The organism is Klenkia taihuensis (assembly GCF_900112525.1).
GTDB lineage: Bacteria > Actinomycetota > Actinomycetes > Mycobacteriales > Geodermatophilaceae > Klenkia > Klenkia taihuensis.
Map to the genome: position 1 here is coordinate 1,399,741 of NZ_FOMD01000001.1, position 12,444 is coordinate 1,412,184.

10 protein-coding genes are annotated in these 12,444 nt (G+C 74.6%); 4 read left to right on the forward strand and 6 right to left on the reverse strand.

Annotation, left to right across the window (positions count from 1 at the left end; all coding sequences use genetic code 11):
• Nucleotides 1-61: 61 nt before the first annotated feature.
• Both mce and BM158_RS06970 read right to left on the reverse strand, forming a co-directional pair.
• Nucleotides 62-511: a methylmalonyl-CoA epimerase gene (gene mce / locus BM158_RS06965; RefSeq protein ID WP_091555783.1), complete on the reverse strand. Its 450-nt coding sequence runs from the start codon at nt 509-511 to the stop codon at nt 62-64.
• A gap of 120 nt (nt 512-631) precedes the next feature.
• A complete protein-coding gene (locus BM158_RS06970) occupies nt 632-1,468 on the reverse strand; it encodes an alpha/beta fold hydrolase (RefSeq protein ID WP_091555784.1) in 837 nt (278 codons plus the stop codon).
• A 165-nt stretch (nt 1,469-1,633) separates the two neighbouring features.
• On the opposite strand from BM158_RS06970, the gene BM158_RS06975 reads away from it, so the two are divergent.
• The 3 genes from BM158_RS06975 to BM158_RS06985 are packed head-to-tail and all read left to right on the forward strand — an operon-like array spanning nt 1,634 to nt 5,286.
• Complete coding sequence (locus tag BM158_RS06975; protein ID WP_091555786.1) at nt 1,634-2,836, forward strand: acetyl-CoA C-acetyltransferase; 1,203 nt, start codon at nt 1,634-1,636, stop codon at nt 2,834-2,836.
• A gap of 2 nt (nt 2,837-2,838) precedes the next feature.
• Nucleotides 2,839-3,789, forward strand: coding sequence for a methylmalonyl Co-A mutase-associated GTPase MeaB (gene meaB / locus BM158_RS06980; RefSeq protein WP_091555787.1), 951 nt, complete (start codon nt 2,839-2,841; stop codon nt 3,787-3,789).
• 24 nt (nt 3,790-3,813) lie between these two features.
• Nucleotides 3,814-5,286 carry a phytoene desaturase family protein gene (locus BM158_RS06985; protein ID WP_091555788.1) on the forward strand — a complete coding sequence of 491 codons (1,473 nt, stop codon included), beginning with the start codon at nt 3,814-3,816 and terminating at the stop codon, nt 5,284-5,286.
• Nucleotides 5,287-5,353: 67 nt separating this feature from the next.
• Here the strand turns inward: BM158_RS06985 and BM158_RS06990 are convergent, their stop codons facing one another.
• Both BM158_RS06990 and BM158_RS22660 read right to left on the reverse strand, forming a co-directional pair.
• Nucleotides 5,354-6,220, reverse strand: coding sequence for a hypothetical protein (locus BM158_RS06990; RefSeq protein WP_091556439.1), 867 nt, complete (start codon nt 6,218-6,220; stop codon nt 5,354-5,356).
• Nucleotides 6,221-6,382: 162 nt separating this feature from the next.
• Entirely contained in the window at nt 6,383-6,925 is a 543-nt protein-coding gene (locus BM158_RS22660; RefSeq protein WP_268247915.1) for a C40 family peptidase, read from the reverse strand.
• A gap of 328 nt (nt 6,926-7,253) precedes the next feature.
• On the opposite strand from BM158_RS22660, the gene BM158_RS07000 reads away from it, so the two are divergent.
• Nucleotides 7,254-8,231, forward strand: coding sequence for a tetratricopeptide repeat protein (locus BM158_RS07000; protein ID WP_091555791.1), 978 nt, complete (start codon nt 7,254-7,256; stop codon nt 8,229-8,231).
• 10 nt (nt 8,232-8,241) lie between these two features.
• Here the strand turns inward: BM158_RS07000 and BM158_RS07005 are convergent, their stop codons facing one another.
• Nucleotides 8,242-9,642, reverse strand: a complete 1,401-nt coding sequence (locus tag BM158_RS07005; RefSeq protein ID WP_091555793.1) for a neutral zinc metallopeptidase — start codon at nt 9,640-9,642, stop codon at nt 8,242-8,244.
• Between the two features lie 125 nt (nt 9,643-9,767).
• A complete protein-coding gene (gene glgB / locus BM158_RS07010; RefSeq protein ID WP_091555795.1) occupies nt 9,768-12,440 on the reverse strand; it encodes a 1,4-alpha-glucan branching protein GlgB in 2,673 nt (890 codons plus the stop codon).
• Between the last annotated feature and the right edge of the window lie 4 nt (nt 12,441-12,444).

A 12,444-nucleotide genomic window follows, 5' to 3' on the forward strand; every position in this document is an offset into this window, starting at 1 on the left:
GCTCCCCGGGTCGTCGTTGGCTCGGTGTGCTGGCGGATGTTACTGACGGGTAGGTCGGATGTCAGTGGGGTGTGGCCGGTTCCACGATCTCGACGAGCACGCCCCCGGCGTCCTTGGGGTGCACGAAGTTGACCCGGCTGCCGGCGGTGCCGCGGCGGGGCTCGTCGTAGAGCAGCCGCAGGCCGCGCTCGCGGAGGGTGGCGCTGACCGCCTCGACGTCGGTGACCCGGAAGGCCAGCTGCTGCAGGCCCGGGCCCGACCGGCCGATGAACTTCGCGATCGTCGACTCCGGGGTGAGCGGGGCCAGCAGCTGAATCCGGGTGTCGCCGGACCCGACGGCGAGCATCGCCTCGCGGACGCCCTGCTCCTCGTTCGTCTCCTCGTGCACCGACCGCACCCCGAAGGACCTGTCGTAGAAGGCGATCGCCTCGTCCAGGTCCGGGACGGCGATCCCGACGTGGTCGATGGTGGTGAACAGCTCGGTGGGCAGTGCGGCTCCGTCGACGCTCATGCGGGCATGTTGCCGTGACCCGCGGTACCGCGCACCTGTCCGACCGGGTCGGGCCGGGTGACCCTGCCCACACGCCGACGGCCCGGGTGCGGGTGCACCCGGGCCGTCGGTCGTCGCAGGTCAGCGGGCGAGGAACTCCAGCAGCGCCGCGTTGAACTCCTGCGCGTGGCTGGCGTTGATGCCGTGCGGGCCGCCCTCGATCACCACGAGCTGGGCGTCGGCGATGGACTCGGCCGACCGTTTGCCGGAGACCTCGAACGGGACGACGGCGTCGCTGTCGCCGTGGATGACCAGCGTCGGCACGGTGACCTTCGTCAGGTCGTCGCGGAAGTCGGTGCGGCCGAACGCGGTGATGCAGTCCAGCGTGCCCTTCGGGGAGGCGACGTGGGCGATCTGCCGGGCGAAGGCCTTCTGGGCGCTGCTGACCAGGTCCTTGTGCTCGCCCGCGGCGAAGAAGTTCTCCGTGAAGTCCTCGAGGAAGGCGGGACGGTCGGTGCGCACGCCGTCCTGGAAGGCCTCGATGGTGGCGTCGTCCAGGCCGCCGTCCGGGTTGTCGTCGCTCTGGTACAGGTACGGCGGGACGGCGGCGGCCAGCACCGCGGAGCGGACCCGGTCGGTGCCGTGGCGGGCGATGTAGCGCACCACCTCGCCGCCACCCATGGAGAAGCCGACGAGGGTGACGTCGGTGAGGTCCAGGTGGGTGAGCAGGGCGTCCAGGTCGGCGGCGAAGGTGTCGTAGTCGTAGCCGTCGAAGGGCTTGTCCGACTCGCCGAAGCCCCGGCGGTCGTAGGTGACCACGCGGTGGCCGGCCTCGACCAGGGCGGGCACCTGGGCCTCCCAGGACTTGCCGGACAGCGGCCAGCCGTGGATGAGCACGACCGGGCGGCCGGTGCCGTGGTCCTCGTAGTACAGCTCGATCGGGGCGGAGTTCTCGGTGCCGACGGTCACGCGGGGCATGGGTCGATCTCCCTCGGGTGGGGTGCAGGGTCATGAGCTCACTGCCCGGTTGTGCACGACCGGAACCCTGGGTGAGGTCGGTCACCAGCCGTCGGCACGGGCCACCGGGGCGCCCTACGCTCGGGGACGCCGCCAACGAGGGCGGTGCGCACCCCTGGAGGACCGATGGTCAAGCCCGCAGCCCAGAACCGCTCCGTCATCGTCGGCGGCGCCCGCACCCCGATGGGCCGGCTGCTCGGCTCCCTCAAGGACTTCTCCGCCGCCGACCTCGGCGGCGTCGCCATCAAGGGCGCCCTGGAGAAGGCCGGGGTCAGCGGCGACCAGGTCGAGTACGTGATCATGGGCCAGGTCATCCTGGCCGGGGCCGGCCAGAACCCGGCCCGCCCGGCCGCGGTCGCCGGCGGCATCCCGATGAGCGTGCCCTCGTTCACCCTGAACAAGGTGTGCCTGTCCGGCATCGACGCCATCGCGCTGGCCGACCAGCTCATCCGGGCCGGGGAGTTCGACGTCGTCGTCGCCGGTGGCATGGAGTCGATGACCCAGGCGCCGCACCTGCTCGCGAACTCGCGCACCGGCACCAAGTACGGCGACACGACGCTGGTCGACGCGATGGCCCACGACGGGCTGTCCGACACCTTCGACCAGGTCGCCATGGGCCTGCTGACCGAGCAGGCCAACAGCCGCTACGACCTGACCCGCGAGGAGCAGGACGCCTTCGCCGCGGCCAGTCACCAGCGCGCGGCCGCCGCGCACAAGAACGGGCTGTTCGACGACGAGGTCGTTACGGTGCAGATCCCGCAGCGCAAGGGCGACCCGATCGAGTTCCGCGAGGACGAGGGCATCCGCGCCGACACCACCACCGAGTCGCTCGGCAAGCTGAAGCCGGCGTTCACGAAGGACGGCACGATCACCGCGGGCACCGCCTCGCAGATCTCCGACGGCGCCTGCGCCGTCGTCGTGATGAGCGCGGCCAAGGCCGCCGAGCTCGGCTGCACGGTGCTGGCCGAGATCGGCGCGCACGGCGTCGTCGCCGGTCCCGACGCCACCCTGCAGCAGCAGCCGTCGCGGGCCATCGCCGCGGCCTGCGAGCGGGAGGGCATCAGCCCGGCCGACCTGGACCTGGTCGAGATCAACGAGGCCTTCGCCGCGGTGGGCATCGTGTCCACCCGGGAGCTCGGGCTGGACCCGGAGAAGGTCAACGTCAACGGCGGCGCCATCGCGCTGGGCCACCCGGTCGGCATGAGCGGCGCGCGCATCGTGCTGCACCTGGCGCTGGAGCTCAAGCGCCGCGGCGGCGGCACCGGTGCGGCCGCGCTGTGCGGTGGCGGTGGCCAGGGCGACGCCCTGGTCGTGCACGTCCCCGCCTGACGGTGGGACGCCGGACCCCGGACGTCGGCGCGCTCGTCGCCGGCGCCCGGGACGGCGACCCGCGCTCGGTCGCCCGGCTGATCTCCCTCGTGGAGCAGGAGAGCCCGGCGCTGCGCGAGGTCGCCGCGGCGCTGGCCCCGCACACCGGCCGGGCCCAGGTGCTGGGCATCACCGGCCCGCCCGGGGTCGGCAAGTCCACGACCACCACCGCGCTGATCCGCGGCCTGCGCGAGCGCGACCTGCGGGTCGGGGTGCTGGCCGTCGACCCCTCGTCCCCGTTCTCCGGCGGCGCGCTGCTCGGGGACCGGGTGCGGATGGGTGACCACGCCGACGACCCCGGCGTCTTCATCCGCTCGATGGCCTCCCGGGGGCATCTCGGCGGGCTGTCCTGGGCCACCCCGCAGGCGCTGCGGGTGCTCGACGGCGCCGGCTGCGACGTCGTCGTCGTGGAGACCGTCGGCGTGGGCCAGTCCGAGCTGGAGGTCGCCTCGCTCGCCGACACCACCCTGGTGCTGGTGGCGCCGGGGATGGGCGACGGCGTCCAGGCCGCCAAGGCCGGGATCCTCGAGGTCGCCGACGTGTTCGTGGTGAACAAGGCCGACCGCGAGGGTGCCGACCGCACCACCCGCGAGCTGCGCTCCATGCTCACCATGGCGCCGCCGTCGGACTGGCGGGCACCGGTGGTGCGCACCGTCGCGTCGGAGGGGCGCGGCGTGGACGACGTGCTGGCCCGGGTCGAGGAGCACCGGGCCTGGCTCGCCTCCTCCGGCGAGGGCGACCGGCGCCGCCGGGTCCGGGCCGCGCGGGAGATCGAGGCCATCGCCGTCGGCGAGCTGCGCCGGCGGATGGGCGACGTCGGCGGGGCGGGTGCGGTCGACGCGCTCGCCGACCGGGTGGTCGCGGGGGAGTGCGACCCCTACGCCGCGGCGGACGAGCTCGTCGGGCGGCTCTGAGGGGGCCCGGGGGAGACTGGGCCCATGAGTTCGCGACCGGATGCCGTCGTCGTCGGAGCCGGGCCGAACGGGCTGGCCGCCGCCCTGCGGCTGTCGGCCGCGGGCCTGCGGGTGCAGGTCGTGGAGCGGGCGTCCCGGCCCGGCGGGGGCATGCGCACCGAGGAGGTCACGCTCCCCGGCTTCGCGCACGACATCTGCTCCGCGGTGCACCCGATGGGCGTGGCCTCCCCGTTCTTCCGGGAGTTCGACTGGGCCTCCCGCGGGGTGCGGATGATCCACCCCGAGATCGCCTTCGCCCACCCGCTGGACGGCGGGCAGGCCGCGATCGCCCACCACGACCTGGAGCGCACGGCGGCCGGCCTCGGCGCCGACGGGGACGCCTACCGCGCGCTGCTCGGCCCGCTGGTGGAGCACGGCGACGACGTCATCGACTACTTCCTGTCCTCGGCCTTCCGGCGGCTGCCCACCCGAAGCCCCGGCGCGGTCACCCGGTTCGCCCTCAACGCGCTGCCCAACGTCCGCTGGCTGGCCCACCGCGCCTTCGACGGCGAACCGGCCCGCGCGCTGGTCGGCGGCGCCGCGGCGCACGGGATGCTCGACCTGACCCGCCCGCTCACCGCGGGCCTGGGCATGGTGCTCACGATGCTGGCCCACCACCGCGGCTGGCCGCTGCCCGAGGGCGGCACGCAGCGGATGGCCGACGCGATGGTCACCGCGCTGGAGCAGCAGGGCGGCTCGGTGGAGTACGACCACGAGGTCACCGACCTGCGCGAGTTCGACGGCGTCGCGGCGGTGCTGCTGGACACCTCGCCCGACGCGTTCGTCGCCATGGCCGGGGACCGCCTGCCCCCGGGCTACGGGCGCTGGGTGCGCCGCTACAAGCACGGCCCGGGCGTGTTCAAGGTCGACTGGGCGCTGTCGGACCCGGTGCCGTGGACCCACCCCGACGTCCGCCGGGCCGGCACCGTGCACGTGGCCGGCACCCTGGCCGAGACCATCGCCGGGGAGGCCGCGCCCGCCGCCGGCCGGCTCACCGACCGGCCCTACGTGCTGGCCGTCCAGCCCACCGTGGTCGACCCGACCCGGGCACCCGAGGGCAAGCACGTGTTCTGGGCCTACGTGCACGTGCCGCACGGCTCGGACGTCGACATGACCACCCAGATCGAGGCCCAGGTCGAGCGGTTCGCCCCCGGCTTCCGGGACACGATCCTGGCGCGGGCGACGAAGACCGCCCCGCAGATGCAGGAGTGGAACCCCAACAACGTCGGCGGCGACATCTCCAACGGCGAGGCGTCGCTGCTGCAGATGCTGGCCCGCCCGGTGCCGCGCTGGAACACCTACTCCACGCCGATGGACCACGTCTTCCTGGCCTCGGCGGCCACCCCGCCCGGGCCCGCGGTGCACGGCATGTGCGGCGACAACGCGGCACGGGTGGCCCTGCGGAAGGTGTTCGGCGTCCGCGACGTCCCACCCCTGCGCCCCGCCCCGCCCACCTGACCCCGGCGCTCGGTTCCCGCTCGATGTGACTCGTTGCGGTGTCGGTCGGCCAGGAGCCCGCCGGATGTCACATCGAGCGGGACAGCTCGGCCGCGACCCGGGCCACCAGCGCCGTCGGGTGCCTCAGGTCCTCGGCCGTCACGAAGACGACCCGCCAGCCGGCGGCGGTCAGCCGGTTCAGGCGTGCCCGGTCGCGGGCGAACTGCTCGGTGCCGCCGTGCCAGCGGCCGTCGTACTCCAGTGCGACCCGGTGCCCCGGCCAGGCGAAGTCGACCCGGGCGATCTCCCGACCCCCGTGCACGACGCGGAACTGGGCGACCGGCCGGGGCAACCGCGACCGGTGCAGGAGCAGCCGGACGACGGTCTCCGTCGGTGACTCCGCGAGACCGTCGGCCAACCGGACGACGTCCTCGGCCCGGCGGGCACCCCGCGAGCGGTCCGCCACGGCCGCGGCGAGCAGCTCGGGCTGGTCGACCGGCACGGCGCCCAGGAAGCGGTCGACCAGGACGACGGCGTCGTCGCGGGGTGCGGCCACGGCGAGGTCGAGCCCGGTACGGACCAGGTCGGTGACCGGGACGCCGCGTACCACCACCTCCTCGGGCGGCAGCGCACGCCGACGGACCGCGACGCCGTGGATCCGGCCGGCCGTGCTCCCCGGCGGAAGGGTCACCTCGACGTCGTCGGCCGGCCCGGCCAGCGGCACACCCCACAGCACGGCGGCGCTCCGGCCGCACACCACCGCGGACGGCAGCAGCAACCGGACGGCGGCAGCGCGCGTGCGGTGGTCGAGCACGACGTCCGGCCCGGCGTACAGGTCCCGGGCCAGGGCACGGAACGCGGTGGAGCGCAGGTGCGCGGGGGTCAGCTGTCCGCCCCGCACCGCATCGGAGCCGCGGAAGACGACGGCCCGGAGCTCGGGAGGGCAGGACGGCATCGGCGGCACGGCCGCAGGATGGCGCACCGGGGAGCCGTCGTCCGGAGTGTCCACAGGGGCGCCCGGGTCCGGGCCCGTCGGCCAGGCTGCTGGATGTGACTCGTCGCGGTGTCGGGACACCGCGACCCCGCTGGATGTCACATCCAGCGGGGTCAGGGGTGGTCAGGCGACGCGGCGGGCGAACTGGTAGCCGGGCATGTCGACGCTGCCGGTGACGACGCCGGTGTCGGAGTTCAGCGCGTGCACCACCTGGCCGTCGCCGATGTAGATCGCCACGTGGCTGACCGGCGAGTAGTAGAAGACCAGGTCGCCGGGCTGCAGCGCGGCGCGGTCCACCGGGGTGCCGACGGCGGCCTGGTCGGCGCTGCGGCGGGGCAGCTCCACCCCGGCGGCGGCGAAGGACTGCTGGGTCAGCCCGGAGCAGTCGTAGGCGGAGGGGCCGTTGCCGCCGTAGGCGTAGGCGTCGCCGACCTGGGCCATCGCGTGGTCGACTGCGGTCTGGGTCGCCGGGGTGGGGGCCACGATGCCCGAGGACGGCGCGGGGGCGTCGGTCACCGCGACGGGTGCGGCCTGGGCGGTACCGGTGGCGCCGGGCAGGACGCCGACGGCCAGGGCGGCCGCGGCGGCGCCGGTGAACACGAACCGGCCGAGGCGGCTGCGCAGGCCGGTGGTGGTGCTGGGGGAGGTCATGGAGGTGGGGGCCACGGATCGGTCCTCTCCTGGTCGTCCGCCGGGGACACCGGACCGCACCGCTGCGGGGCAGGGGCGGACGGACGTCGGGGACAGCTGCGCTCCGGCGCATCCTGGATCGGCCCGCCCGCGGCGGTCGCCGAACTGCCCGGCCGGACCCGCGCGCCGGTCGTCGACCGACGCGGGTGCCCTGGCGGTGCCGGTCGGTCGCGGGGTGCCCCGCCCGGCCGGCTCGCCCACCGTAGCCAGACCCCGGGGGCGGGTCGCAACCAGGCGTGACGAGCCCCACAGCGGCCCGGGGTGGCCCCGGCGGACCGGTCCCGGCGGTGGGACGATGGCCCCCATGCAGCCGTCCCGCCCCGCCCGACCCGGCCAGCCCACCGACCCCCGCGCCGCCGCGCAGCAGGCCCAGCTGGCCGCCTCGCTGGCCGGGGCGGTCGACCTGGCCGCGGTGAAGGCGCGCTCGGACGCCGCCGCCCGCGCGGCGGCCGCCCCGCCGCCCAGCGCCGCGGCCCCCGCCGGTGCGCCCGGGGCCGCCGTGGTCGACGTCGACGAGGCCACCTTCCAGACCGAGGTCATCGACCGCTCCTTCCAGGTCCCGGTCGTGCTGGACCTGTGGGCCGAGTGGTGCGGCCCCTGCAAGCAGCTCTCCCCGGTGCTGGAGAAGCTGGCCGCCGAGGGCGGGGGCAGCTGGGTGCTGGCCAAGGTCGACGTCGACGGCAACCCCAACCTGGCCCAGGGCCTGCGCGTGCAGGGCATCCCCGCGGTCAAGGCCGTGTGGCAGGGCCAGCTGGTCGCCGAGTTCACCGGGGCCATCCCCGAGGAGCAGGCCCGGCAGTTCGTCACCGAGCTCGTCGCGGCCACCACCGGGGGAGCGGTCCCCGGGGCCGCCGCCGAGCCCGAGGAGCCCGAGGACCCGCGCCTGGACGCCGCCGAGGCCGCCCTCGACGCCGGTGACCTCGCCGGGGCGGAGGCCGCCTACCAGCAGATCCTCGACGCCGAGCCCGACCACCCGGTGGCCTCGGTCGCCATCAAGCAGGTCGCGCTGTTCCGCCGCGCCGAGGAGGCCGGCCCGAACGCGCTGGACGCCGCCGACGCCGCCCCCGACGACGTCGCCGCGCAGACCCGCGCCGCGGACTTCCTGCTCGGCACCGGCGACGTCGACGGGGCCTTCGCCCGGCTGCTGGACGTCGTCCGGCGCACCGCGGGGGAGGACCGGGACGCCGCGCGGCTGCACCTGGTCGAGCTGTTCGGCGTCGTGGGCAACGACGACCCCCGGGTCGGGGCCGCCCGCCGGCAGCTGTCCGCCGCCCTCTTCTGAGGGCGGCCGGTCAGGCCTCCAGCCCGCAGGAGGTCAGGCCGTACAGGAAGCCCTGCCGGAAGACGTCGACCAGCTGGAAGCCCGAGAGGCTGACGTCGGGGAAGACGGTCGGGTCCTTGCCGTAGCTGAGCAGGAAGGTCACGGCCTCGTCGAAGTCGCCGGGGGACAGCCGGATGGTCGGCACCTCGCCGTAGAGGGCGGCCCCGGAGAAGGCGCCGGCCTGGCAGGTGGCCGAGCGGATGGCGTCCTCGTCGTCGGTGGACAGCCCGAGCTGCTGGCGGGCGGCCAGGCCGTAGGGGATGGCCACCGCGGTGAGCACCGCGTAGTCGCCGATCTCGTCGTAGGCGGGCTCGGCGAGGTCGGTCTCGTCGTAGTAGACGGTGTCGTCGTCGGCGCAGAAGCCGGCCTTGGTGTCCGGTGCCAGGCAGCCCGGGGCGTCGCCGTCGAAGGACTCGATGGTCGGGTCGCTGAAGTCGGTGCCCAGGTCGTCGGGGAAGGAGTCGGTGTAGTACTCGGGCAGCGCGGTCTGGATCAGGCCGGCGACCTCATCCGGCGGGGCGTTGCCGTCGTTGACCAGGTCCGCGTCGGTGAACTCGCCCTGGGTGAAGACCCGGTCGGACTCGTAGTTGTCCCGGCAGGCCGCGGCGCCGCCGTCGTAGCCGTCCTGGATGGCCGACACGCGGTCGAAGTAGGAGCCGTGCGCCTGGGTGTCCTCGGCGCTGGTCCCCGGGGGGTCGCGGACGATGAAGTAGCCGGCCAGCAGCCCGTCGAGCTCGGGCGCGCGGATGGTCTCGTGGGAGGCGTTGCCGTCGGCGACCCAGCGGGTCCAGGCACCGGCGAAGCAGTCGGCCTGCGTCTCGGTGTTGATCGAGGTGTCGTTCGCCGGGTAGCCGACCCGGCCCTGGATGGCGTGGCCGAACTCGTGGGCCATGATCAGCGCGGGCAGGAAGCGGCCGTACTCGTCGGCGAGCTCCTGCAGGAAGGCCCGGTCGTAGCTGATCGAGTCCTCGTTGGAGGCGCCGACGTCGGGCGGGCAGTAGAACGCGTTCTGCTCCACCTCCTCGGGGGCGGCGCTGCAGCCGATCTCGCCGTCGGGGTAGGCCGACTCGTCGACGTCACCGGGGTCGACGGAGAAGTAGCCGCCGGCCAGCTGCGGGAAGTCCTCGCCGTAGACCTCCGGGAACTGCTGCGTCCAGAAGTCGACCAGGTCGGCCAGCGCGTTGCGCGCGGTGACGTCGGCCGGGGTCTCCGCGGCGCCGGTGATCGGGAACTGCTCGGGCGCGACGTCGGTGATCGGGGGCTGCGCGGAGCTCGCCTGGCCGGTCACGATGCTCGTGCCGCACCCGGAGACCAGCAGGGCCAGGGACACGAGGCCGGCGGCCAGGGCCACCGGGCGGGACGTCGCGGTCATGGGCTCCCGTTCTGCGTCGGTCCGGAACCGGCCCGGACGGCGGGACCATCATGGCCGACCGCGGGCGCCCCCGCGACGAGACGGGCCCCGGACCACCCCGAGGGGGAGTCCGGGGCCCGGAGGCGTCAGCCCTCGTGCAGGAACCAGGTGGTGCCCAGCGGCGGGGCGCTGACCGTCGCGGAGAACGGCTGGCCGTGCCAGGGCTCGGGGACGGCGTCCACCCCGCCCAGGTTGCCCACGCCGGAGCCGCCGTAGCCCTCGGCGTCGGTGTTGAGCACCTCGCGCCAGCGGCCACCGCGCGGCAGGCCGATCCGGTACCCCTCGTGCGGGGTGCCGGCGAAGTTGGCCACGCACGCCAGCGCGGACCCGCCCGAGCCGTAGCGCAGGAAGCTCAGCACGTTGCCCGAGGCGTCGTTGGCGTCGATCCACTGGAACCCGCCGGGGTCGACGTCCTGGCTCCAGAGCGCCTCGATCTCCTTGTACCGGGCGTTCAGGTCGGCGACCAGGGAGAGCACGGCCCGGTGCGCCGGGTCGTCGAGGTGCCACCAGTCCAGCGACCGGGAGTCGGCCCACTCGCCGTCCTGGGCGAACTCCTGGCCCATGAACAGCAGCTGCTTGCCCGGGTGGGCCCACATGTAGGCCAGGTAGGCACGCACGTTGGCCAGCTGCTGCCAGCGGTCACCGGGCATCTTCCGCAGCAGCGAGCCCTTGCCGTAGACGACCTCGTCGTGGCTGATGGGCAGCACGTAGTTCTCGCTGTAGGCGTAGACCAGCGAGAAGGTGAGCTGGTTGTGGTGGTAGACCCGGTGCACCGGCTGCTTCTCGACGTAGCCGAGCGAGTCGTGCATCCAGCCCATGTTCCACTTGAACCCGAAGCCCAGGCCGCCGAGGTAGGTCGGCCGGGTGACCCCGGGCCACGCGGTGGACTCCTCGGCGATGGTCATCACGCCGGGGACCTCGCGGTACACGGTCGCGTTCATCTCCTGCAGGAACGCCACCGCCTCGAGGTTCTCCCGCCCGCCGTGGATGTTCGGCGTCCACTCGCCTTCCTTGCGCGAGTAGTCGAGGTAGAGCATCGAGGCCACGGCGTCCACGCGGAGTCCGTCGACGTGGAACTCCTTGCACCAGTACAGGGCGTTGGCGACGAGGAAGTTGCGCACCTCGGAGCGGCCGAAGTCGAAGACGAAGGTGCCCCAGTCCATCTGCTCGCCGCGGCGGGGGTCGCCGTGCTCGTAGAGGGCGGTGCCGTCGAAGCGGCCCAGCGACCAGTCGTCCTTGGGGAAGTGCGCGGGGACCCAGTCGATGATCACGCCGAGGCCGGCCTGGTGGGCCTTGTCGACCAGGTAGCGGAAGTCGTCGGGGACGCCGAAGCGCGCCGACGGCGCGTAGTACCCGGTGACCTGGTAGCCCCAGGACCCGCCGAAGGGGTGCTCGGCGACCGGCATGAACTCCAGGTGGGTGAACCCGGCGTAGGTGGCGTACTCGACCAGCTCGTCGGCCAGCTGCCGGTAGGACAGGCCCTGCTTCCAGGACCCCAGGTGCACCTCGTAGGCGCTGACCGGCCGCTGGTGCCAGTTGCCCTCGGCGCGCTCCGCGAGCCACGCGTCGTCGCCCCACTCGTACTCGGAGCTGGTGATGACGCTGGCGTTGAGCGGCGGGACCTCGGTGGCGAAGGCCATCGGGTCGCTCTTCTCCCGCCACTGGCCGTCGGCGCCGAGGACGTGGAAGCGGTAGCGCTGGCCCACCTCGGCGCCGGGGACGAACAGCTCCCAGACGCCGGAGGAGCCCAGCGAGCGCATCGGCAGGGCGCGGGCCTGCCACCAGTCGAAGTCGCCGGTCACCTTGACGCCGCGGGCGTTGGGCGCCCAGACGGCGAAGGAGACGCCGGTGACCGTGCCGCCGGGGGTGTCGTAGCTGCGCACGTGCGCGCCGAGCACCTCCCACAGCCGCTCGTGCCGGCCCTCGCGGATCAGGTGCTGGTCGATCTCGCCGAGGGTGGGCAGCCAGCGGTAGGGGTCGTCGGCCAGCACGGTGGTCGTGCCGCCCTGCCCGTCGCCGTAGACCACCTCGACGCGGTAGTCGCCGGGCTGCTGGGGGAGCTGCGCCTCGTAGACGCCGCCCCCGTGCAGCTGGGGTGCCTCGTAGCGGGTGCCGTCCTGGTCGACGACGGTCACCGCGACCGCGTCGGGCCGCAGCGTGCGCACGGCCCAGCCGTCGCCGACCGGGTGCGCGCCGAGGACGGCGTGCGGGTCGTGCGACCAGCCCTCGACGACGGCGCGCACCGCGTCGGGGTCGACCGGGTCGCCGGCCACGACGGTCGGCTCGACCGGCGGGGTGGACGGCGAGGCGGCGCGGGTGCGCCCGGGCGAGGCGACCGCGTGGCTGGGGTGCTCCGGCGCGCGGTCAGCGGCGGGCCCCTGGTCCCCCCCCGGGGTGCCACCGGTGTCGGGGCTGGTCGAGGCGGGGGACAGGTCGGCGGTCTCCGCGGGGGTGTCGCCGCCGGTGCCGGCCTGCTGGCCGTCCTCGCGCGGTTCCGGGTGACCGGGCTCGGCGGGGTCGCCGTCCGGGGGCTCGGGCTGCGGCGCCGAGGGCGCCGACGGGTTGCCCGGCTCGGCGACCGGCGCCGGGGCGACCACCGGGGTGGCGGTGACGCCCTGGCCGGGGTTGCTCGGGCTGTCGCGCTCGGCCTGCTCGAGCTCGGCCTCGAACGCCTCGGTCTTCTCCTGCACGGCGCGCTGCAGGTCGTCGGGGTCGAGGGGGTCGTGCGGATGGTCCTGGGGGTGGTCCGGGGAGGTCATCGTG